The organism is Neorhizobium sp. 2083 (genome assembly GCF_031455615.1).
Lineage (GTDB): Bacteria > Pseudomonadota > Alphaproteobacteria > Rhizobiales > Rhizobiaceae > Neorhizobium.
Genome location: NZ_JAVDTC010000006.1, coordinates 135,262 through 158,430 on the forward strand (window position 1 = coordinate 135,262; position 23,169 = coordinate 158,430).

The 23,169-nt window shown below is 62.4% G+C and carries 19 protein-coding genes; 13 read left to right on the top strand and 6 right to left on the bottom strand.

Translation table 11 applies throughout. The features are described from left to right. Nucleotides 1-41: 41 nt before the first annotated feature. Nucleotides 42-1,811: a glucan ABC transporter ATP-binding protein/ permease gene (locus J2X76_RS22440; RefSeq protein WP_310219891.1), complete on the bottom strand. Its 1,770-nt coding sequence runs from the start codon at nucleotides 1,809-1,811 to the stop codon at nucleotides 42-44. 310 nt (nucleotides 1,812-2,121) lie between these two features. Here J2X76_RS22440 and J2X76_RS22445 point away from each other — a divergent pair, with 310 nt between their 5' ends. The 6 genes from J2X76_RS22445 to J2X76_RS22470 all read left to right on the top strand — a co-directional run bounded on the left by J2X76_RS22445 (nucleotide 2,122) and on the right by J2X76_RS22470 (nucleotide 11,252). Further along, a complete protein-coding gene (locus J2X76_RS22445) occupies nucleotides 2,122-2,862 on the top strand; it encodes a LuxR family transcriptional regulator (RefSeq protein WP_113126776.1) in 741 nt (246 codons plus the stop codon). A gap of 141 nt (nucleotides 2,863-3,003) precedes the next feature. Next, the gene (gene pyc / locus J2X76_RS22450) at nucleotides 3,004-6,465 is read left to right on the top strand and encodes a pyruvate carboxylase (protein ID WP_310219521.1); all 3,462 of its coding nucleotides are present in this window, start codon (nucleotides 3,004-3,006) and stop codon (nucleotides 6,463-6,465) included. 328 nt (nucleotides 6,466-6,793) lie between these two features. Then, nucleotides 6,794-7,984 carry an MFS transporter gene (locus J2X76_RS22455; RefSeq protein ID WP_310219523.1) on the top strand — a complete coding sequence of 397 codons (1,191 nt, stop codon included), beginning with the start codon at nucleotides 6,794-6,796 and terminating at the stop codon, nucleotides 7,982-7,984. Between the two features lie 126 nt (nucleotides 7,985-8,110). Beyond that, nucleotides 8,111-9,361, top strand: a complete 1,251-nt coding sequence (gene ispG / locus J2X76_RS22460; RefSeq protein ID WP_113126779.1) for a flavodoxin-dependent (E)-4-hydroxy-3-methylbut-2-enyl-diphosphate synthase — start codon at nucleotides 8,111-8,113, stop codon at nucleotides 9,359-9,361. 4 nt (nucleotides 9,362-9,365) lie between these two features. Further along, nucleotides 9,366-10,430 (top strand): histidinol-phosphate transaminase, encoded by a 1,065-nt coding sequence (gene hisC / locus J2X76_RS22465; RefSeq protein WP_310219525.1) that lies wholly within the window; start codon nucleotides 9,366-9,368, stop codon nucleotides 10,428-10,430. Between the two features lie 162 nt (nucleotides 10,431-10,592). Further along, a complete protein-coding gene (locus J2X76_RS22470) occupies nucleotides 10,593-11,252 on the top strand; it encodes an OmpA family protein (protein ID WP_310219526.1) in 660 nt (219 codons plus the stop codon). A gap of 32 nt (nucleotides 11,253-11,284) precedes the next feature. Here the strand turns inward: J2X76_RS22470 and J2X76_RS22475 are convergent, their stop codons facing one another. Further along, on the bottom strand, nucleotides 11,285-11,926 hold the full coding sequence (locus J2X76_RS22475) for a LysE family translocator (protein ID WP_310219528.1): 642 nt from the start codon (nucleotides 11,924-11,926) through the stop codon (nucleotides 11,285-11,287). Between the two features lie 19 nt (nucleotides 11,927-11,945). Next, the gene (locus J2X76_RS22480; protein ID WP_310219530.1) at nucleotides 11,946-12,860 is read right to left on the bottom strand and encodes a farnesyl diphosphate synthase; all 915 of its coding nucleotides are present in this window, start codon (nucleotides 12,858-12,860) and stop codon (nucleotides 11,946-11,948) included. Nucleotides 12,861-13,090: 230 nt separating this feature from the next. On the opposite strand from J2X76_RS22480, the gene mtgA reads away from it, so the two are divergent. From mtgA to J2X76_RS22500, 4 genes are all read left to right on the top strand, one after another. After that, complete coding sequence (gene mtgA / locus J2X76_RS22485; protein WP_310219892.1) at nucleotides 13,091-13,738, top strand: monofunctional biosynthetic peptidoglycan transglycosylase; 648 nt, start codon at nucleotides 13,091-13,093, stop codon at nucleotides 13,736-13,738. A 71-nt stretch (nucleotides 13,739-13,809) separates the two neighbouring features. Beyond that, complete coding sequence (locus J2X76_RS22490) at nucleotides 13,810-14,457, top strand: glutathione S-transferase family protein (protein WP_310219532.1); 648 nt, start codon at nucleotides 13,810-13,812, stop codon at nucleotides 14,455-14,457. Between the two features lie 419 nt (nucleotides 14,458-14,876). Then, nucleotides 14,877-15,062 (top strand): 50S ribosomal protein L32, encoded by a 186-nt coding sequence (gene rpmF / locus J2X76_RS22495; RefSeq protein ID WP_037081346.1) that lies wholly within the window; start codon nucleotides 14,877-14,879, stop codon nucleotides 15,060-15,062. Nucleotides 15,063-15,204: 142 nt separating this feature from the next. Further along, nucleotides 15,205-15,612, top strand: a complete 408-nt coding sequence (locus J2X76_RS22500; RefSeq protein WP_113126785.1) for a hypothetical protein — start codon at nucleotides 15,205-15,207, stop codon at nucleotides 15,610-15,612. 15 nt (nucleotides 15,613-15,627) lie between these two features. Here J2X76_RS22500 and phaR read toward each other — a convergent pair whose 3' ends face one another. Then, a complete protein-coding gene (phaR, locus tag J2X76_RS22505) occupies nucleotides 15,628-16,203 on the bottom strand; it encodes a polyhydroxyalkanoate synthesis repressor PhaR (RefSeq protein WP_113285143.1) in 576 nt (191 codons plus the stop codon). 260 nt (nucleotides 16,204-16,463) lie between these two features. Between phaR and J2X76_RS22510 the strand changes: the two genes are divergently transcribed. Both J2X76_RS22510 and J2X76_RS22515 read left to right on the top strand, forming a co-directional pair. Beyond that, the gene (locus J2X76_RS22510) at nucleotides 16,464-17,645 is read left to right on the top strand and encodes an acetyl-CoA C-acetyltransferase (protein ID WP_310219535.1); all 1,182 of its coding nucleotides are present in this window, start codon (nucleotides 16,464-16,466) and stop codon (nucleotides 17,643-17,645) included. 139 nt (nucleotides 17,646-17,784) lie between these two features. Next, nucleotides 17,785-18,513, top strand: coding sequence for a beta-ketoacyl-ACP reductase (locus J2X76_RS22515; RefSeq protein WP_113285144.1), 729 nt, complete (start codon nucleotides 17,785-17,787; stop codon nucleotides 18,511-18,513). Between the two features lie 250 nt (nucleotides 18,514-18,763). Here the strand turns inward: J2X76_RS22515 and J2X76_RS22520 are convergent, their stop codons facing one another. Then, on the bottom strand, nucleotides 18,764-19,021 hold the full coding sequence (locus tag J2X76_RS22520) for a YMGG-like glycine zipper-containing protein (protein WP_113126789.1): 258 nt from the start codon (nucleotides 19,019-19,021) through the stop codon (nucleotides 18,764-18,766). 41 nt (nucleotides 19,022-19,062) lie between these two features. Further along, nucleotides 19,063-19,218 carry a DUF3309 family protein gene (locus J2X76_RS22525; protein WP_007775119.1) on the bottom strand — a complete coding sequence of 52 codons (156 nt, stop codon included), beginning with the start codon at nucleotides 19,216-19,218 and terminating at the stop codon, nucleotides 19,063-19,065. Nucleotides 19,219-19,943: 725 nt separating this feature from the next. Between J2X76_RS22525 and J2X76_RS22530 the strand changes: the two genes are divergently transcribed. Further along, a complete protein-coding gene (locus J2X76_RS22530) occupies nucleotides 19,944-23,168 on the top strand; it encodes a helicase-related protein (protein WP_310219893.1) in 3,225 nt (1,074 codons plus the stop codon). The last annotated feature ends 1 nt before the right edge of the window (nucleotide 23,169 follow it).

A 23,169-nucleotide genomic window follows, 5' to 3' on the forward strand; every position in this document is an offset into this window, starting at 1 on the left:
CCATGTAAATGGCGGCGGGTTTTTTATTGAGGTCCGGCTGATCAGGCGGGCTGTGCCACCGGCCCCGGATGGCCCGCCGCTTCGTCGTCCGTCAGGATGCCGCTTGCCTTCAGCAGCGAAGCGAAGCGGCCGCCGCTCTCGCTGAGTTCCTCATAGCTGCCCATCTCGGCCACCCGTCCGTTCTCGAGGAAGATCACCTTGTTCGCGTCGCGAATGGTCGAGAGCCGGTGGGCGATGATGAAGGTGGTGCGGTTCTCGCGAAGCCGGTCGATGGCCGTCTTCACGCGGGCCTCCGTCTCGACGTCGAGCGCGCTGGTCGCTTCGTCGAGGACAAGGATCGGGGCGTTCTTCAAGATGGCGCGGGCGATGGCGATACGCTGGCGTTCGCCGCCGGACAGGCGGTTGCCGCGCTCGCCCACCGGGGTCTCGTAGCCGTTCAGCCGGGTCTCGATGAACTCGGCGGCGGCGGCGGCTTCGGCCGCCTTGGCGATTTCCTCCTCGCTCGCGCCCTCTCGGCCGAGGCGGATGTTCTCGCTGATCGACCGGTTCAGGAGGCCGGCATCCTGGAAGACGGTGGCGATGGAATGGCGCAGCGATTTCCGCGTCACCTTGCCGATATCGACGCCGTCGATCAGGATCTTGCCTTCCTGCGGGTCGTAGACGCGCTGCAGAAGGTTGATGAGCGTCGTCTTGCCGGCGCCGGTCGGGCCGACGATGGCGACCGTCTCCCCGGCCTTGGCGGTGAAGGAGACGTTGTGGATGCCCTGGCTGGTGCTGGCAAAGCCGAAGGAGACATCGCGGAATTCCACCTCGCCGCGAACCTCGCCGAGGTCGGCGGCATCGGCCGGTTCGGCCCGCTCCTCGACGGAATCCTCGAGAATGAAGAAGTCCTCGAGCTTGGCGCGCGCTTCGAAAATCTGGGTTGCGAACTGGCGCAACAGATCGAGACGGCCGATCAGCAGGTTGGCGAAGCCGATGAAGGCCACGACATCGCCGACACGGATTTCGCCGCGCTGGACCAGAAGCGTGCCGATGACGAGGATGACGCCCATGGACACCGTCGAGGCGGTGCGATTGAGCGCACCCGCCAGGGCCCACCAGTCGAGCACCGGATACTGGGCGGCAAGCAGGTCCTTGGTATAGTCCTTCAGCGCCAGGGTCTCGGCCTCGATGCGGTTGTAGCTGTGCAGCACAGATACGTTGCTGATCGAGTCGCTCACATGCGAGAAGACCGTGTGGTAATGGTTCTCGACCGAGGCCTGTCCCTCCTTGGTGCGGTTCATCACCGTCACGCCGATGATCCAATAGAGGATGCTCAGCACCAGCAGTACGAGGCTGAGCCGCCAATCCATGGAGATCGCGGTCGGGATCAGCAGCACGAGCGCCACCGCGGTGGCAAGATGGGTGCGCATGAATTCGAGCCAGAGGCCGAACAGGCTTTCGGCCGCACGCAGCAGGGTGTGCAGCGCATTGGACGTGCCCCGGGTATGGTGCCAGGCAAGCGGCATGGAGATGATGCGCCCGAACGCTTCGGTCAGCAGCGAGGCGCGGCGGCCATGGGCGAGCCTGTCCGCCTCTCGGGAAACGAGCACATAGGCGACTGTGTTAAAGACGCCGAAACCGGCCCACAATAACAGGACCGGGGTAACGTTACCGCCGGACGAAATGGCATCGATGATCCGACCGAAGAGGATCGGCTCGGCAATGGTGATGACGGCAAGCACGATATTGGCGAGGACGACGGCGGTGACGCGCCATTTGTTCTTTGCCAGATATTTGAGGGCTCGTGCGTAAACCTGGAACAGCGTCAACTGCGCAACCTTTTTCATATGGAGCCGCCATCCCGGCGGCATCGGTAATCTAATGATCGGAAACGGCAATTCCGCGACGGACGCCGGAGATAATACTCTTCTGCCAGAAATGTTTCATAGAGGGCAAGGCTTCGCGCATTCGGTGTCTTGAACCAATCCACGGCGCCCCTCACAAAGCCGTCAAGGGCTAGATTTCGCGGTATACCTTCAAAGAATGATAACTATGCTAATCGATTGTGAAAGAGGGAAGTTACTGAAATTTAACGTAAAGAGAAAAAGCGCCCGGAAAGAGCGCGGCAGGGAGCAGGTCGTGAACATTCAGTTGGTCGTGCAACTCTTGATACTCGTCGGGGAAATCAAGACCGAGGCAGAACTGACGGCTCAGCTCGAATCCCTGCTGAAAGCCTATGGTTTTGAATATTATGGACTGGCTATCCAGCCGCGCTCCCTTCAGGATCAGGCCGGCCTGATCCTCGCCAGCCGCTGGCCGGAAGGCTGGCAGGAAGTCTATCTTGGCCGCAAATATCTGCTCGTCGATCCGACGGTGCGCATGCTCAGCATCGCGCAGAGGCCCTTTCGCTGGCGGGACGCGGTCCTGAGGCTCCGGAACGATCCGCATCGGCAGCGCATGCAGCGGATGATGCAGGAGGGAACCCGTTACGGCCTGCAGGACGGTTATATGTTTCCGGTTCATGGCCGCAACGGTCTGCTCGGCAATATGAGCCTCGGCGGTCGCCCGGTGGATCTCTCGCCCGCGGAAATGGCGCTTTTCGATGTCGCCGCCAAAAAGGTGTTCTGGCGCTTTCTGGACCTGCGCGGCCAGACGGAAGAGCTGGAAGCCGTCGCAAAGGTCGATACCCAGCTGACCCGCCGCGAGATGGAGGTGATCGTGCTGCTTGCCGACGGCCTGACCTCCAACGAGATCGCAAAGTCGCTCGATATTTCCAGCCATACGGTCGACTGGTACATCAACGGCCTTCAGGAGAAGCTGCGCGCCAAGAACCGCCAGCATGTGGTCGCTTCTGCGTTTCGCCTCGGTCTGGTTACCTAGAGTACCCCGGCGTCAGCCCGATTTCCTCACGACATAAATGTGTCATCCGGCCCTCCCGACAAATTGCGCTTGCTTGCATAAGACGATATTGGTTTCTTTGCAGTGCAGCATTTTTCTCGATGGCGTGTGGGGAGATTCGTCTTGTCGATTTCGAAGATTCTGGTTGCCAACCGCTCGGAGATCGCGATCCGCGTCTTCCGGGCTGCTAATGAGCTTGGCATCAAAACCGTGGCGATCTGGGCGGAGGAGGACAAGCTCTCGCTGCATCGCTTCAAGGCGGACGAGAGCTATCAGGTCGGCCGAGGCCCGCATCTGTCCAAGGACATGGGGCCGATCGAAAGCTATCTATCCATTCCCGAAGTCATCCGTGTCGCCAAGCTTTCCGGCGCCGATGCGATCCATCCGGGATACGGTCTTCTGTCGGAAAGCCCGGAGTTTGTGGAGGCCTGCAACGATGCAGGCATCATTTTCATCGGCCCACGGCCGGATACGATGCGTCAGCTCGGCAACAAGGTCGCCGCGCGCAACCTCGCCATTTCGGTCGGCGTGCCGGTCGTGCCGGCGACGGAGCCGCTGCCGGACGATATGGCGGAAGTCGCCAGGATGGCCGAGGAAATCGGCTATCCCGTCATGCTGAAAGCCTCCTGGGGCGGCGGCGGGCGCGGCATGCGCGCCATCCGCGACCCGAAGGACCTTGCCAAGGAGGTGACCGAAGCCAAGCGCGAGGCGATGGCCGCCTTCGGCAAGGACGAGGTCTATCTGGAAAAGCTCGTCGAGCGTGCCCGCCACGTGGAAAGCCAGATCCTCGGCGATACCCACGGCAATGTCGTGCATCTCTTCGAGCGCGACTGTTCGATCCAGCGGCGTAACCAGAAGGTCGTGGAACGTGCCCCGGCACCCTATCTGTCGGAGGCGCAGCGCCAGGAATTGGCGGCCTACTCGCTGAAGATCGCCGCGGCGACCAATTATGTCGGAGCCGGCACGGTCGAGTACCTGATGGATGCCGACAGCGGCAAATTCTACTTCATCGAGGTGAACCCGCGAATCCAGGTCGAGCACACGGTGACCGAAGTCGTCACCGGCATCGATATCGTCAAGGCACAGATCCATATCCTCGAAGGTTTTGCGATCGGCACGCCGGAATCGGGCGTTCCCGCCCAGGCCGACATTCGCCTGCACGGCCACGCATTGCAGTGCCGTATCACCACGGAAGACCCGGAGCATAATTTCATACCGGACTACGGCCGCATCACCGCCTATCGTTCGGCGGCCGGTTTCGGCATCCGTCTCGATGGCGGCACGGCCTATTCCGGCGCGGTGATCACCCGCTATTACGATCCGCTGCTGGTCAAGGTGACGGCCGCCGGCTCGACGCCGGCCGAAGCGATCAGCCGCATGGACCGGGCGCTGCGCGAATTCCGTATCCGCGGCGTCGCCACCAACCTGACCTTCCTCGAAGCGATCATCGGTCATCCGAAATTCCGCGACAATTCCTATACGACGCGGTTCATCGACACGACGCCGGAATTGTTCGAGCAGGTGAAGCGCCAGGACCGCGCCACCAAGCTGCTCACCTATCTCGCCGACGTGACCGTCAACGGCCATCCGGAAACCAAGGGGCGGCCCGCGCCTTCCGAACACGCGGCCAAGCCTATCCTGCCCTATATCAACGGCCCGATCCCGGACGGCACCAAGCAGCTCCTCGACAAGCTCGGCCCGAAAAAGTTCGGCGAATGGATGCGCAACGAAAAGCGCGTGCTGATGACCGATACGACGATGCGCGACGGGCACCAGTCGCTGCTCGCCACCCGCATGCGGACCTATGACATCGCCCGCGTGGCCGGCGTCTATGCGCGGGCGCTGCCGAACCTGTTCTCGCTGGAATGCTGGGGCGGTGCGACTTTCGACGTTTCCATGCGCTTCCTGACCGAAGACCCTTGGGAACGGCTCGCGATGATCCGCGAGGACGCGCCGAACCTGCTTCTGCAGATGCTGCTGCGCGGCGCCAACGGCGTCGGTTACAAGAACTACCCCGACAACGTGGTGAAGTACTTCGTCCGCCAGGCGGCGAAGGGCGGCATCGATCTCTTCCGTGTCTTCGACTGCCTCAACTGGGTCGAGAACATGCGCGTCTCGATGGATGCGATCCAGGAGGAGAACAAGCTCTGCGAGGCAGCGATCTGCTATACCGGCGATCTGCTCAACTCCGCCCGGCCGAAATACGACCTTAAATATTACGTCTCTCTCGCCGAAGAGCTGGAGAAGGCGGGTGCGCATATCATTGCGCTCAAGGATATGGCCGGCCTCCTGAAGCCGGCTGCGGCAAAGGTGCTGTTTACGGCGCTGCGCGAGGCGACCTCGCTGCCGATCCATTTCCACACCCATGACACGTCCGGCATTTCCGCGGCGACGGTGCTTGCCGCGGTAGACGCGGGCGTCGATGCGGTCGATGCGGCGATGGACGCGGTTTCCGGCAATACCTCGCAGCCCTGCCTCGGCTCGATCGTCGAAGCGCTGGCGGGCTCCGAGCGCGATCCCGGCCTCGATCCGGAATGGATCCGCCGCATCTCCTTCTACTGGGAAGCGGCGCGCGGCCAGTACGCGGCCTTCGAAAGCGACCTCAAGGGGCCGGCTTCGGAAGTCTATCTGCACGAAATGCCGGGCGGCCAGTTCACCAACCTCAAGGAACAGGCCCGCTCGCTCGGGCTTGAAACCCGCTGGCACAAGGTCGCCCAGACCTATGCCGACGTGAACCAGATGTTCGGCGATATCGTCAAGGTGACGCCGTCTTCCAAGGTGGTCGGCGACATGGCGCTGATGATGGTCTCCCAGGACCTGACCGTCGCCGACGTCGAGAACCCGGCAAGGGACATCGCGTTTCCGGATTCGGTCGTCTCGATGCTGAAGGGCGATCTCGGCCAGCCTCCGGGCGGATGGCCGGAAGCGTTGCAGAAGAAGGCGCTGAAGGGGGAGGCGCCCTATACCGCGGTGCCGGGTTCGCTGCTGGCGCCCGCGGATCTCGCGGCGGAGCGCAAAGTCATCGAAGACAAGCTGGAGCGCAAGGTCGACGACTTCGAGTTCGCCTCCTACTTGATGTATCCGAAGGTATTCACCGATTTCGCGCTGGCCTCCGACACCTATGGGCCGGTCTCCGTGCTGCCGACGCATGCCTATTTCTACGGGCTGAAGGACGGCGAGGAGCTGTTCGCCGATATCGAGCGAGGCAAGACGCTGGTCGTCGTCAACCAGGCGATGAGCGGAACGGATGCCCAGGGCATGGTCACCGTGTTCTTCGAACTCAACGGCCAGCCGCGCCGCATCAAGGTGCCGGACCGGGCGCACGGGGCTTCCGGCAGCGCGGTGCGCCGCAAGGCCGATATGGGCAATGCCGCCCATCTCGGGGCACCGATGCCCGGCGTCATCAGCCGCGTCTTCGCGACCACCGGTCAGGTCGTCAAGGCGGGTGACGTTCTGCTCTCGATCGAGGCGATGAAGATGGAAACCGCGCTCCATGCCGAAAAGGACGGGACGGTTGCCGAAGTCCTCGTCAAGGCGGGCGACCAGATCGACGCCAAGGATCTGCTGATCGTCTATGGCGGCTGACCTCAGCCGCCTTCTCCGGCGCCGATTTCCCGGCCGGATCTTTCGTCAAACATGATCATCGGCCGGCGCCATAGCGCCGGCCGTGACGTTGATGGCCGGCGGATTGCCCCAGGTCGGGAAGCCAAGCGCGAACGCTTGGGGCGGGCCGCATATGATGCGGTTTGTTGCCACCCAGACGCCGAAGTTTCGGCAAGGAGGGGAGCGCGGCGAACTTTTCTCTCGTTGTGGGTTTCGCCCGGATACAATTTGTGAGAGGGAAAGCCTCCTCGCCGCGTTGCAAATTCAATCGATTTAAATATGTTCGCCGCGATCGAAAAGGAACTTGTCCATGGATAGTCGCTCGCCCTCGAACGTTTCCGCCAGCTCACGAAACTTCATCACCCGCGAAAGGGTAGGCGTGTCGCTGCTCTTCCTGATGAACGGCTTCATGGTGGGTGCCTGGGCGCCGAAGATTCCGGAATTCGCAAGCCGCCTGGGCTTGAGCGAGAGCTCGCTCGGGTTGATGATCCTGACTTTCGGGCTCGGGTCGCTGGTGATGATGCCGATTGCCGGCAGCCAGATTGCCCGGTTCGGATCGAGCCAGGTTTCCAAATATATATCGGTGCTTCTGACGCCGACATTGCTGCTGCTCACCTGGGTCGGCAGCGTCTGGTCGGGTGCGGTCGCCATATTCCTGTTTGGTGGCCTGATCGGGGCGATGGACGTGGCGATGAATGCCAATGCGGTCTCGGTCGAGAAATACATGCGCCGGGCGATCATGTCGTCCTGCCATGCCTTCTGGAGCCTCGGAGGATTACTCGGCTCGTCGACGGGCGGCTTCCTGATCGAACATATCGGCGTTTCGGCACATGCCATCCTGGTGACAGTGCTTGCCGCGCTGATGATCGTTGCTGCCTGGCGGACCGTGCTGCACGATGCGCCGCATCCGGATGAGGCAAAACATGGCGGAAGCCGTCTGCCGCGTTCGCCGCTGCCCTGGCTGATCGGCATCATGGCGCTGTTCTGCATGATCCCGGAAGGTGCGATCCTCGATTGGGGCGCGCTTTACCTGCGCAACGAGCTTGCAGCCTCCGTCACCCTGTCCGGTTTCGCCTTCGCGGCATTTTCGCTCACCATGGCCACGATGCGCTTTGCCGGCGACCTGATCCGCGACCGTTTCGGCGCGGTCAGGACGCTGCGCGTCTGTGCCGTCATCTCGATCTTCGGCCTGCTGCTGATCGGCTTTGCCCAGAATGCGCCGATGGCGATCGCCGGTTTTGCGCTGACCGGCATCGGCATTTCCAACATCGTGCCGATCGCCTTTTCGGCCGCCGGCAACCTGCCGGGCATGGCGGCCGGCGTCGGCCTTTCGGTGGTCACGACCATGGGTTATTCCGGCATCCTGGTCGCGCCGTCCGCGATCGGCTTCATCGCCGAGCATACCGGCCTTGCGATCATCTTCGCCGGCCTCTCGGCGCTGATCGTCGTGGTGCTGGTGCTCTCGCCTTTGGCTCGACATGCGGATGCCGCGCATCACTAGGCGCGTCAGCCTGCCGGGCTGGAACGGGAAAGGCGGGTGCGATAAAGTGAGCGTCGCGGCGGTTGACAAGCCGCAAGCCATACGCCACCTGAAAGGCGCTTCATTCCCAAGGCGACGAGATTTCCGATGACCGCACCCATCGAATACGACCCGAAACCGCGCCGCGCCACGGTCGCCGTCGATGTGGGCGGCGTCATCGTCGGCGGAGGCGCGCCTGTCGTCGTGCAGTCGATGACCAATACGGATACCGCCGATATCGACGCAACGGTCGCGCAGGTCGCGGCCCTCTACAAGGCCGGTTCCGAGCTGGTTCGCATCACCGTCGATCGCGACGAAAGCGCCGCTGCCGTTCCAAAAATCCGCGAGCGGCTGCTGCGGCTCGGCATGGATGTGCCATTGGTCGGCGATTTTCACTATATCGGCCACAAGCTGCTCGCCGACCATCCGGCCTGCGCCGAGGCGCTGGCGAAATACCGCATCAATCCCGGCAATGTCGGCTTCAAGGACAAGAAGGACAAGCAGTTCGGCGATATCATCGAGATGGCGATCCGTTACGACAAGCCTGTTCGTATCGGCGTCAACTGGGGTTCGCTCGACCAGGATCTTTTGACCACGCTGATGGACCGCAATGCGGCGGAAGGTTCGCCGCTGTCGGCCCGCCAGGTCATGCACGAGGCGATCGTCCAGTCGGCGCTGATTTCCGCCGAGCTTGCCGAACAGATCGGCCTGCCGCGCAACCGCATCATCCTGTCGGCCAAGGTCAGCCAGGTGCAGGACCTGATTGCCGTCTATTCCATGCTTGCCGAGCGCTCCAACCATGCGCTGCATCTCGGTCTCACAGAGGCCGGCATGGGTTCCAAGGGCATTGTCGCTTCGTCGGCCGCCATGGGTTATGTGCTGCAGCACGGGATCGGCGATACGATCCGCGTTTCGTTGACGCCGGAGCCGAACGGCGACCGGACCCGCGAAGTGCAGGTGGCGCAGGAACTGCTGCAGGTCATGGGTTTCCGCCAGTTCGTGCCGGTCGTCGCCGCCTGTCCGGGCTGCGGGCGAACGACCTCGACGGTGTTCCAGGAGCTTGCCCAGAACATCCAGAACGATCTGCGCAAGAACATGCCGGTCTGGCGCGAGAAATATCCGGGCGTCGAGGCGCTCAACGTCGCGGTGATGGGCTGCATCGTCAATGGTCCCGGCGAAAGCAAGCATGCGGACATCGGCATTTCGCTGCCCGGTACCGGTGAGACGCCGGCTGCGCCGGTGTTTATCGACGGCCAGAAGGCGCTGACCCTGCGCGGCGTGAACATCGCCGCCGATTTCGAAAAGCTGGTGATCGAGTATATCGAAAATCGGTTTGGCCAACGCACGGCTGCCGAATAATCTCATGAGCCAATACTGGTCGCCGATCGTCAGTACGCTGAAGCCCTATGTCGCGGGTGAGCAGCCGCGTATCCAGAATCTGGTCAAGCTCAATACCAACGAGAACCCGTACGGGCCATCTCCGAAGGCGGTTGCCGCCATCCATGCGGCGGCGGACGATGCGCTGCGGCTTTACCCGGATCCGTCGGCCACGGCGTTGCGCGAAGCGATTGCCCTGCGTTTCGGCGTAGAGGCGGATGAAGTCTTTGTCGGCAACGGTTCGGACGAGGTACTGGCGCACACGTTCCAGGCGCTGCTGAAACACGACAAGCCGCTGCTTTATCCGGATATCACCTACAGTTTTTATCCGACCTATAGCCGGCTCTACGATATCGACGTCGTGGAGATCCCGCTTGATGAAGGCTTCCGGATCAGGCTTTCCGACTACGACCGCCCCTGCGGCGCGATCATCATACCGAACCCGAATGCGCCGACCGGCATCGGTCTGGCTCTCCCGGAGATCGAGGCGCTGGTTGCCGCGCATCCGGACGTACCGGTCGTGGTGGACGAGGCCTATATCGATTTCGGCGGCGAGACGGCCGCGAGCCTCATCGCCCGCTATCCGAACCTTCTCGTCATCCAGACACTGTCGAAATCACGCTCGCTTGCCGGCATGCGGGTCGGTTTTGCGCTCGGCCAGCGGCATCTGATCGATGCCTTGGAACGGGTGAAGGACAGTTTCAATTCCTATCCGCTGGACCGGCTGGCGCAGGTCGCCGCGACCGCCGCGATCGAGGATGTGGAGTGGTTTGAGGCCTGCCGGCAGAAGATCATCGCGACGCGCGACCGCGTCAGCGGTGAATTGCAGGCGATGGGTTTCGATGTCTTGCCGTCGCAGGCGAATTTCGTCTTCGCCCGGCATCCGGTCCTGTCGGGCGCCGAAGTCTATTCGGCCTTGCGGGCCGAGGGCGTGCTGGTCCGGCACTGGAACAAGCCGCGCATAGCCGACTATCTGCGCATCTCGATCGGCACGGATGCCGAATGCGACCGGCTGCTCGACGTTCTGAAAAGCCTGCCGGCGGCTCGCTGATCCGCCCGTTTTATCGCCGCATCGGGTCTCTTCACCCGGTGTCTGGACCGGGACGGGTTCGCCCTGCTGCCTGTCGATGACGAAGACCTACCGGTCTCCTCGCTATTGCCGCAATTCGTGGTAAATGAGGTATCACCACTGACGACGGGGATATCCATTTACATGCTCAAGAAAATCGCAATCGTCGCACTTTGCGCGACCTATCTTTCCGCCTGCACCACGACCGACCCCTATACGGGCGAGCAGAAGGTTTCCAACACCGCCGGCGGCGCCGCCATCGGCGCGGGCCTCGGCGCACTTGCCGGCGGCTTGACCGGTGGACGCCATGCCGGCCGCAATGCGCTGATCGGCGCCGGTATCGGCGCGCTCGCCGGTGGCGGGATCGGCGCCTACATGGACAACCAGGAAGCGGAACTGCGCGCCCAGTTGCAGGGCACCGGCGTTTCCGTGACCCGTGTCGGCGATCGGATCATTCTCAACATGCCGTCCAACATCACGTTTGCCACCGACCAGGACCAGGTGATCCCGCCCTTCTACCGGACGCTGGATTCCGTCGCGATCGTGCTGAACAAGTTCAACCGCACTCTGATCGACGTGAACGGCCATACGGACTCGACCGGCAGCCTGCAGCATAACCAGGCGCTCTCCGAACGCCGCGCCGCCTCTGTCGCGAATTATCTCGGCGGCCGCGGTGTGGACCAGCGCCGCATGTCGACCATGGGCTTCGGCCCGTCGCAGCCGGTTGCCACCAATGCGACCTCGGACGGCCGCGCGCAGAACCGCCGCGTCGAAGTGGCGATCGCGCCGATCACCCAGGGCTGATCAGAACAAGGTGGATGAGGAAGGCGGGCCGTTCAGATGCGGCTCGTCAGCAGCTTCAGGCCTGCGACGCTGTAGAACACAGCCATCGTGCCTTCGATCCAGCGCCGCGCGGCCTTGTAGCCGCGCAGTGCATGGGACGTCGAAAACACCATCGCATAGGTGGTGAAGATCAGCAGGCTCGAGCTCATGCAGACGCCGATGATCAGAAGGATCGCCGAGGTCGGCGCATTTTCCGGCAGGCCGAGCGAAATGATCGCCAGCCAGGCAAAGATCGCCTTCGGATTGGTGACGTGGACCGCGTAACCGCGCAGCCAGAGCTGGCGGGCGGTATAGTTCGTTTTCGCACTGCCGAGAGCGACCTTGGAATCCGGCAGGCGCGCGGACTTGTAGGCCTTCCAGGCGAGGTAGATCAGGTAGATCCCGCCGAGCACCTTCATGATCTCAAGCGCGATCGCATAGTTGCGGAGCAGCGCCGCGAGACCGAGGGCGGCGGCTGTCGCCCAGGTCAGCGAGCCGCTGGCAATGCCGAGCGCGGTGATCAGGCCGGCGCGGCGCCCTTGGGAGATCGAGGTGCCGATGATGGCGAAATTGGCCGGTCCGGGGCTCGCGACATTGATGACATAGGCCACATAGGCCGGCCACATGTAGGGCAGATAGCTCAGGACGTCCGGCATTCTCGTTTCCTATCCCTGTCTAGTTTTCCCGGCTGGCGACGAAGCGGGCCGTCTCCTGCAGAATGGACGCCTTTTCGCCGTAGGGCGCAAGCAGTTCGACGGCTTCGGCGGTCAAAGCGTCCAGCCGGTCTTCCGCCCAGGTTATGCCGTGCAGGGCGACAAGCGTGCCCTTGCCGCGTCCGGCGTCCTTGCCGGTTGCCTTGCCCATGGTGGCGGCATCCGAGGTCAGGTCCAGCAGATCGTCGGCGAGCTGGAAGGCAAGGCCGATCTTCTGGCCGAACAGCCGCAGTCGCTGGCGATGTTGCGGCTCTGAACCGGCGATGATCGCGCCTGCCTCACAGGCGAAACGCAGCAGCGCGCCGGTCTTCATCGCCTGCAGCGTGATGATGCCCGCCTCGTCCGGCGGCGATTTTTCGGCGGCGAGATCAAGCGCCTGGCCGCCTGCCATGCCGCCGGGACCGGCTGCGCGGGCAAGCGACAGGACGAGTTCGGTCTTCAGCCGGTCGGCAAGTGCCGTCTCGGGTGCGGCGATGATGTCGAAAGCGTAGGTCAGCAGGCTGTCGCCGGCGAGGATGGCGGTGGCCTCGTCGAAGGCCTTGTGCACGGTCGGCTGGCCGCGGCGCAGGTCGTCGTCGTCCATTGCCGGCAGGTCGTCGTGGACCAGCGAATAACAATGCAGGCATTCCAGCGCGACGCCGACCCGAAGTGCTGCATCCGCCGGCGCGCCGAGCAGCGCCGCACTTTCGCGGACGAGGAAGGGCCGCAGCCGTTTCCCGCCGTTCAGCGATCCGTGCCGCATCGCGGCCATCAGATGTGCGGGGCGTGTCGTCTCGTCGGAAAGAGGGGTATCGGACAGGAGAGACGAAAGCAGTGCTCCCGTCTCGGCGGCGCTCTGCCGCAGGCGTGTTTCGAATGCCGTCTTCGCGTCCGTCATGGCCGCTGTTTGGCATGCCGAGGGGTTGGCTGGCAACGGCTATCCACCGGGACAGGCGAAGTTTTCGGCGCCGGACTCGCCTTGGCCACGCTGAACGGTTATGAAACTTAAAACGAGGGACGCGTGGGATATTGGACTTCACACCCGAACAGCAGGTGCAGGAGGAGCAGCCCGTGAGGGCCGGCTGGAGACGGCGCCCGGTTCCGGGCAATCTGATCCGCCGGATCGTGATGATCGCGATCGCGCTGGTGGCCTTGCCCTATCTGCTGGTCTTCGTCTACGCGCTGCCGTTCACCCGGCCCGTCTCGACCCTGATGCTGTCGGAACTGGTATTGTTCCGCGGCTACGACCGGCGCTGGGTGAGCCTCGACCAGATCTCGCCCAATCTCGTCCGTTCGGTGATGATGTCCGAGGACGGCCAGTTCTGCTTCCATGGCGGCGTCGACTGGAACCAGATGCGCGGCGTGGTCGAGGATGCGCTCGACGGCGAAGCGACGCGGGGTGCAAGCACCATTCCGATGCAGACCGCCAAAAACCTCTTCCTCTGGAACGGCCGCTCCTTCATCCGCAAGGGGCTGGAACTGCCGCTGGCGCTCGGTGCGGACCTGGTCTGGTCGAAGCGGCGGATGATGGAGATCTATCTCAACATCGCCGAATGGGGGCCGGGCATCTATGGCGCCGAAGCGGCCGCACAATATCACTTCAAGGTCCCGGCATCGAAACTGAGCGCTCGGCAGGCAGCGCTCCTGGCCGTGGCGCTGCCCAACCCGATCACCCGCGTCGCCAGCAAACCAAGCCGCGGCGTGCAGCGGCTGGCAAGCGTGGTCGAGAGCCGGGCCCGCGGCTCCGGCGACTATATCAAATGCATTTATGATTGAGGTCTACCGATTTCATTGGTCGTCTCCGGCCGAGGCCAGTATAGGGCTGAACAACCAACCGGAGACGAAATATGGACAAGCTTACCCTTTATATCGGTAACAAGAACTATTCCTCCTGGTCCTTCCGCCCCTGGATCGCGCTGACGGCGGCGGGCATCGATTTCGAGGAAGTGCTGATCCCCTTCGATTTCCCCGCCGGCAATCCGAAATTCAAGCCGATCTCGCCGACCGGCAAGGTGCCGGTTCTGCATCAGGGCGATGTGCGCGTCTGGGAATCGCTTGCGATCATCGAATATGCAGCCGAGCTTTTCCCGGACAAGGGCATCTGGCCAAGGGCCGCCGCCGATCGTGCCGTTGCCCGCTCCGTCTCGACGGAGATGATTTCCGGCTTCCGGGCGTTGCGCAATGCCTGCCCGATGAACATGCGCCGGCCGAAGGCGAGGATCGCGCTGCCGGACGGCGTGATGGACGACGTGGCGCGCATCGAGACGATCTGGCGCGAGCTCAGGGCGAAATCCGGCGGGCCGTTCCTGTTCGGCGAATTTTCCGGAGCGGACGCGATGTTTGCGCCTGTCGTCAACCGTTTCGACGTCTATGACCTGACGACGGATGCCGGGACGCTTGCCTATATGGCAGCGATGAAATCCCACCCGGCCTGGCTCAAGTGGCAGGAGGCGGCGCTTGCCGAAACCTGGATCGTGCCGGAGGACGAGGCTTAGAGCGTTTCCTTGCTGGATTGAAGCATTCTGCCGGAGCAGGTTTTCGTCAGGGCAAAGGCGATTGGCGAAGGGCATACCACAGCGTACGTCCGAGCCGATCGCCTTTGCCCTGGCGGAAAGATGCCCGGCCCTTCGGGTTGGCTGAAACGGGCCGCCTGATCGTCCGGCCGGCTTGGCCGTAGGACGGAGCTACGACCTGCGCCGGCCGGACGACCATTCGACTCCGTTTGAGCCAACAGAATGCTTCAATCCAGCAAGGAAACGCTCTAAGTCGCATATTTGTCAAAAAATCCCGGCAGGGACTGGTCAAAGCCCGGCAGGGCATGTATAAGCCGCCCAAATTTCCGAGATCGAGACATGTCCAATCGGCCTCAGTTCCGGCCGGGGATTATGTTTTGCACGCAAGTGGAGTAACGAAAATGGCTGTACCGAAGAGAAAAACGAGCCCGTCGAAGCGCGGTATGCGCCGCTCCGCAGACGCACTCAAGGCTCCGACCTATGTCGAAGACAAGAATTCCGGCGAACTGCGCCGTCCGCACCATGTCGATCTGAAGACCGGCATGTATCGCGGCCGTCAGGTCCTGACGCCGAAGGAAAACGCATAAGCGTTTTCTGGTTTTATTGCATCAAAGGCCGGCTTTGCCGGCCTTTTTTTTGTTGCGCAAGGACTTGTTTTGTTGCGCGAAGACTTGCGAAAGCAGGGCAAGCACGTAGAGTCCGGCTCACGCCGATTGGAGCCTCGAGACCATGCTTGCCGCATTGCCGCTGATGATCATCCCGTTCATTCTCTACAATCTCGCCATGCTCGGCATCCTGGGCGGCGGCGGGATCGGATCGCTCGGCACCGTCATCAGTTCGCTCCAGATGCTGTCTGGTGCCGTCTGGACCATGACGCTCGGCGACGTGATCATCGTCGTTGCGCTGGTCTTCCTGTTCGTGGAAATCCTGAAAGCCAGCCGCAACGGCCGCGGCTCGCTGATCAACCACATGCTGTCGATGCTGGTGTTCATCGCCTATCTGGTCGAATTCCTGCTGGTGCGGGATGCCGCGACGCAGATCTTCTTCATCCTGATGACGATCACCTTCGTCGACGTGATCGGCGGCTTTGCGGTTGCGATCCGCTCGGCCGGCCGTGACGTGTCGATCGGGCTCTGACGAGAACCGCCGGTTTCAGAGGTTATCGAGACGGCTCTGCAGGTTGCGGAGCTGTTCCTTCAGCTCGTCGATATCCTTGGCATCGGTCTTCTTGGCGGCGGGTGCCTGGGGCTGGGCCGTAAACGGCGTGAACATCTGCATGGCCTGGCGGAACATGTCCGTGTTGCGGCGCACCTGTTCTTCCATCATCTGGATCGGCATCTGCAGGTTCTTGCTGAGCGGCGTATCGCCGAAGGCGCGCGTCATCTGCTCGCGCATCTGAACCTGCTGGTCGGTAAAGGCTTTCATCGAGTGTTCGAGAAAGGTCGGCACGACCATCTGCATCTGGTCGCCGTAATAGGAAATCAGCTGTCGCAGGAAGGAAATCGGCAAAAGCGTGTTTCCGGTCTTGGATTCCTGCTCGAAGATGATCTGCGTCAGAACCGAATGGGTGATGTCCTCGCCGCTCTTGGCGTCCTGGACGGTGAATTCCTCGCCCTTCTTCACCATCTTCGCCAGGTCTTCCAGCGTCACATAGGTGCTGGTGCCCGTGTTGTAGAGGCGCCTGTTGGCATATTTCTTGATTATGATTTCGCCTTCGGTCTTCGCCATGATTGCCTCCTGCTCCCGTCAATATGGTTTGGTCATTATCGATAGGTCTGCTTCTCCCGACAGGAATGTAAGCCTAAATGACGAGGACTTACAAACGATTTGTGCGGCGCGGCGACCGCTTTGTTGCGCAGCAAACCCGCGGAATCTAATGGGCATTTTCAAAAGATCCGGCCGCCTCGTCCCGGTATCGGACTGGCGTTTGACTCTGAGCCCAAGCTTTGCCAGTCTCGCAGGCAAACATCGGATAAGAGGAAACGTCCATGACCAACCCATCCATCGTGATCGCAGCCGCCGGCCGTACCGCGGTCGGTTCCTTCAATGGCGCCTTTGCCAATGTCCCGGCGCATGAGCTGGGCGCTGCGGCGGTCAAGGGTGTGCTCGCGCGCGCCGGCGTCGAGGCGGCGGAAGTGGACGAGGTGATCCTCGGCCAGGTCCTGCCGGCCGGCGAGGGCCAGAACCCCGCCCGCCAGGCCGCGATGAAGGCCGGCGTTCCGAAGGAGGCGACTGCCTGGGGCGTCAACCAGCTCTGCGGATCGGGCCTGCGCGCCGTCGCACTCGGCATGCAGCAGATCGCGCTTGGCGACGCCAAGATCATCGTTGCCGGCGGTCAGGAATCGATGTCCATGGCGCCGCATTGCGCGCACCTGCGCGGCGGCGTGAAGATGGGCGACTTCAAGATGATCGACACGATGATCAAGGACGGCCTGACCGACGCGTTCTACGGCTATCACATGGGTATCACGGCGGAAAACATCGCCCGCCAGTGGCAGCTTTCCCGCGAGGAGCAGGACCAGTTCGCCGTGTCCTCCCAGAACAAGGCGGAGGCCGCGCAGGCCGCAGGTCGCTTCAGGGACGAGATCATTCCCTACATCATCCAGACGCGGAAGGGCGACGTGACCGTCGAGAACGACGAATATATCCGTGCCGGCGCGACGCTCGATTCGATGGCCAAGCTCCGCCCCGCCTTCGACAAGGAAGGCACCGTCACCGCCGGCAACGCGTCGGGTCTCAACGACGGCGCGGCCGCTGCGGTGCTGATGACGGAAGCGGAAGCCGCCCGCCGCGGCATCACGCCGATGGTCCGCATCGTCTCCTGGGCGACGGCCGGCGTCGATCCGCAGATCATGGGCACCGGCCCGATCCCGGCTTCCCGCAAGGCGCTCGAAAAGGCGGGCTGGAAGGTCGGCGATCTCGATCTCATCGAGGCAAACGAAGCCTTCGCCGCGCAATCCTGCGCCGTCGTCAAGGATCTCGGTTTCGATTCGTCGATCGTCAACGTCAACGGAGGCGCGATCGCCATCGGCCATCCGATCGGCGCATCGGGCGCCCGCATCCTCAACACGCTCGTCTTCGAGATGAAGCGCCGCAGCGCCAAGAAGGGTCTTGCGACGCTGTGCATCGGCGGCGGCATGGGCATTGCCATGTGCCTCGAAGCCATGTGATATTTTAGAAGGATGTGGATAATCCCGCCGACGTTGCAAAACTTCGCGGCGGGACTATCTCCCCGCTAAAAGCATGTCAAACTGGGTAAGTATTCGGTCACACAGAAGGATCGGATCCGAGCGAAGAGGGGAAAATCGCATGAGCAGGGTTGCATTGGTTTCGGGGGGAACGCGTGGGATCGGAGCAGCCATCTCCATCGCGTTGAAGGCGGCAGGTTATCGTGTCGCCGCAAATTTCGCGGGCAATGAGGAAAAGGCGAAGGCTTTCCATGACGAGACCGGCATTCCGGTCTTCAAATGGGATGTCTCCAGCTATCAGGCCTGCGTCGACGGCGTCGCCAAGGTTGAGGCGGAACTCGGCCCCATCGAGGTGCTCGTCAACAATGCCGGCATCACCCGTGACGGCATGTTCCACAAGATGACGCCCGAACAGTGGAACGAGGTGATCGGTACCAACCTCACCGGCCTCTTCAACATGACGCATCCGGTCTGGACCGGCATGCGCGACCGCAGTTTCGGCCGGATCATCAACATTTCCTCCATCAACGGCCAGAAGGGCCAGATGGGTCAGGTGAACTATTCGGCGGCCAAGGCCGGCGATCTCGGCTTCACCAAGGCGCTGGCGCAGGAAGGCGCTGCCAAGAACATCACCGTCAACGCCATCTGCCCGGGTTACATCGCCACCGAAATGGTGCGCGCGGTGCCGGAAAAGGTGCTGAACGAGCGGATCATTCCGCTGATCCCGGTCGGACGCCTCGGCGAGCCGGAAGAGATTGCCCGCTGCGTCGTGTTCCTGGCATCGGATGACGCCGGCTTCATCACCGGTTCGACGCTGTCGGCGAATGGCGGCCAGTTCTTCGCGAGCTGATTCCCGGCGTTAACCTTTGGATGGTTTTCGGCGCATGCTGATGCGCTGAAACGACCCGTTCATATGGTTAACAAATTGTTTTTACACGATATATGGCGGTGAACAAAGCGGGAAACCGGCGATGTCGCCGATTCGTCGGCGATTCGTTCCGGCTTTGGCCAAAGGTTAATGGCGGCCTTCTTCCAGCCAAAACAAAACCGGCGCCGATTGCTCGGGCGCCGGTCCTGAGGGATTGGATAACTCTGCGCGCTTAGCGGCAACGGGCCTCATAGCGGCGGCCGTAACGGTCGCGATAGATGCAATAGCCGCGGCGTTCGCTGGAATGGCCGATTGCAGCGCCGACAAGGCCGCCGGCAACTGCGCCGACTGCCGCGCCGCCCCAGCTATTGGTCACGGCGCCACCGATAATGGCACCCGAGCCGGCACCGATGGCGGTACCCCGTTCGGTTGCGGTACAGGATGCGAGCGTGCCGATCATGCAGGCTGCAATCAGAATCTTCTTCATCATGTTATTTTCCCTTCCCTTTGGTACACACGGCTGCGCCGCTTTTAAATCCTGCCCATCAGCAGCAGGATAATGATGATAAGGACAACCAGGCCCAATCCGCCCGACGGACCATAGCCCCAGCCTCGGCTATAGCCCCAATTCGGCAAAGCGCCAATGAGTAGCAGAATGAGGATGACGAGCAACACGGTTCCGAGCATGATTTTCTACTCCGCTGAACAATCCGATATGGATTTGGCGAGGAAACGTAGCGCCGCGATTTTTGTTCCATCGCCTTGCAAGCGTGTGCTCTCACGTGTGGTTAAAGTGCGTTAGCCAACGTTAATGGCACCTGAACGATTTGCTTCCGAGGCCGCTTTCCGCGGCCATTTTCTTGCGGCTGGGTCCCGCGGAGACCTACCATATCTTGTGGGAAACAAAACGCGAAAACGCGGATGTCTGTGATTCGTCAGCGATTCGTTCCGCCTTTGGCCCGAATCTTAATTCCGGGTTCGAATGGTGCGTCAACTGCCTGAATCGGTTGACGAAACATTAACCATATCAACGGATTGACTCTTTCGATTCTTCATGAACGTGCAGCTCTTGGATGAATCTCCAGGTTGTGCGCACTCAAATCAGGCACAGATTCAGGATGTCGTGTAGAAATCCGGAGTCGCATCAATATATAGCGGTGAACAAAAGCTGAATCCGCCGGAGTCTGCGATTCGTCTCCGATTCGTTCGCGTCTGTTCCTTCACCGGTAAAATTCGAATCGCCTTCTCCTCCTTCGCGGCCCTCAGGCGATATTCTTCGGCAGCAAAACCATTCTTCAGGCTTGCGTTTGCCAGCCGAGATCGCCATGTGTTGCGAGGCTTGGAGTTTCGGGCGACAACGCGGGACCCAGGCCTTATGTGACGCGCGGAACCAGGCATTGAATTTCCAGCCCATGATGCTCAGCGGGCGCGGCGTCACCGCCGTGCTCGGACCCACCAATACCGGCAAGACCCACTATGCCATCGAGCGAATGGTGGCGCATGGCACCGGTGTGATCGGCCTGCCGCTTCGGCTGCTGGCGCGTGAGGTCTATACGCGTCTTGTCGAAAAGGTCGGGGCCTCCCAGGTCGCGCTCATCACCGGCGAGGAAAAGATCACCCCGCCGAATGCCCGCTTTTCCGTCTGCACCGTGGAAGCGATGCCGCGCGAGACGAAAGCCGCGTTCGTGGCGATCGATGAGGTGCAGCTCGCCGGCGATCTCGAACGCGGCCACATCTTCACCGACCGCATCCTGCATCTGCGCGGCCGCGACGAAACGCTGCTGCTGGGCGCCGCAACCATGCGGCCGATCCTTGAAAGGCTGTTGCCGGGAATAACCGTCGTCGAGCGGCCGCGCCTCTCGCAGCTGTTCTATGCCGGCCAGAAGAAGATCACCCGCCTGCCGCAGCGTTCCGCGATCGTGGCGTTTTCGGCCGACGAGGTCTATGCGATCGCCGAGCTCATTCGCCGCCAGCGCGGCGGCGCCGCGGTGGTCCTCGGTGCGCTCAGCCCGCGCACCCGCAATGCGCAGGTCGGCCTCTACCAGTCCGGCGATGTCGAATATCTCGTCGCGACGGATGCGATCGGCATGGGGCTCAATCTCGATGTCGATCACGTGGCCTTCGCGCAGGACCGGAAGTTCGACGGCTATCAGTTCCGCAACCTCAACCCGGCTGAACTGGCGCAGATCGCGGGCCGTGCCGGGCGGCATGTGCGGGACGGTACATTTGGCGTGACCGGACAGGTCGCGCCTTTCGAAGACGAATTGGTCGAGCGAATCGAAAGCCACCAGTTCGATCAGGTCAAAGTGCTGCAGTGGCGGTCGAAGCAGCTCGATTTTTCGTCGCTCCGGGCTCTGAGGGAAAGCCTGGACGCTGCGCCCGCCCTTGCGGGCTTGACGCGCGCGCTTCCCGCGACCGACAGCCAAGCCTTTGATTATCTTTCACGTTATCCCGAAATTAAGGATATCGCGACGACGCCGCAGCGGGTCGAGAAACTGTGGGAAGCCTGTGCGCTGCCGGATTACCGGCGTATTGCGCCGGCGCAGCACGCGGACCTTATTTCGACTCTTTTCTCCGATCTTGTGCGCTTCGGGACGGTGAACGAGGAATTCATGGCGGAACAGGTCCGCCGCGCCGACCGCACCGATGGTGAAATCGACACACTGTCGGCCCGCATAGCGCAGATCCGGACCTGGACCTACGTCTCTAATCGCCCTGGTTGGCTTGCCGATCCGACACACTGGCAAGAAAAGACACGGGAAATAGAGGATAGGTTATCGGACGCGCTACATGAAAGGTTGACGAAACGCTTTGTTGATCGCAGGACATCTGTGCTCATGAAGCGCCTGAGAGAGAATGCGATGCTGGAAGCTGAAATCAGTGTGAATGGCGATGTCTTTGTGGAAGGACATCACGTCGGGCAATTGGCCGGTTTCCGGTTCACGCCCGTTTCGGGAACCGAGGGGCCCGACGCCAAGGCGGTGCAGGGTGCCGCCCAGAAAGCGCTGGCGCTCGAATTCGAGGCGCGGGCGGCACGGCTTTACGCATCGGGCAACAGCGACCTTGCGGTCGGCTCCGATGGTTTCGTGCGCTGGCTCGGCGAGCCCATTGCCCGCCTTTCGGCGAGCGACCATGTCATGCGTCCGCGCGTCATCCTGCTTGCCGACGAGCAGCTGACCGGCAACGCCCGCGAGCATGTGCTTGCCCGCATCGAGCGCTTCGTCAATCATCATATCGCCACCGTGCTGAAGCCGCTCGACGACCTGTCGCGCGCCGAAGACCTTCAGGGACTTGCCAAGGGGCTGGCCTTCCAGCTCGTCGAGAACCTCGGCGTGCTGTTCAGGCGGGATGTCACCGACGATGTGAAGTCGCTCGATCAGGATGCGCGCGCCTCGATGCGCCGCTACGGCATCCGTTTCGGCGCCTACCACGTCTTCATGCCGATGCTCCTGAAGCCGGCACCGGCCGAACTCATCACGCTTCTCTGGGCGCTGAGGAACGACGGTCTCGACAAGCCCGGCTACGGGGATCTGATCCCGGCGCTTGCTGCCGGACGCACCTCGGTTGTTGCCGATCCGGCTTTCGAGCGGATGTTCTACAAGCTTGCGGGCTTCCGTTTCCTCGGCAAGCGCGCCGTGCGTATCGATATCCTGGAGCGCCTTGCGGATCTCATCCGTCCGCTGCTGCAGTGGAAGCCCGGCGCGACGCCGCGTCCGGAAGGGGCCTATGACGGGCGCCGCTTCACGGCCACGACCGCCATGCTCTCCATTCTGGGCGCGACGCCGGACGACATGGAAGAAATCCTGAAAGGTCTCGGATACCGTGCCGATGCCGTGAAGGCGGAAGAGGCGCAGGCGTTCCTGGCAGGCCAGGATGCAAGTTCGGCGGGCGCTGCGGCGGCTGCCGCACCGGTTCCGGCGGTCGAAACGCCGGAAGCCTCCGAAACCGATGACGCAGATGCAACCGAGGCTCCGGCCGAGGCTGCGGCGGAAACCGCCCCTGCCGAGGTTGCGGTAGAAGCCGCAGAAGCCGCTCCGGCTACGACCGCGACGGAGGCAGCTCCGGCCGAAGCTTCGGCAACCGAGGCGGTTGCTTCCGAAGAGGCTCCGGCAGCGGCCGGCGAACCGGGCGACGAGGCAAAAGCTGCCGAGGCTGGGGAGCCGAAGCCGGTACTGCTCTGGCGTCCGGGCGGTGGCCGTGAAAACAACCAGCGTGGCGGACGTGCGCAGCACGGCGATCGCCGTGGCCATGGCGGCCCGCGCAACAATGCCGGCGGCGAAGCAGGCCAGCCGGCCCAGGGGCGCCGCGACGACCGTCGCGATGGCGGCCAGCGCCGCGATGCGCGTCCGAACGGCGAGCGCGGTGGCGAACGCAATGGCGGCGGCGAGCGCAGGGACGGCGGCAAGCCCAACCGCGACAACAACCGCCGGCCGGACAACAACAATAACAACCGCGGGGGCGATCGCCCGAACCGCGGCGAGCGTCACGAAGGCGGCCCGCGCCCCGACCGCAATGACCGCGGCAAAGGGCCGCAGCCCGCTCGCTTCGAGGCAAAGCCGCCACGCAAGGAAAAGCCGATCGATCCGGATTCGCCCTTTGCAAAACTTGCAGCTCTCAAGGAGCAGATGAAGAAGTAGG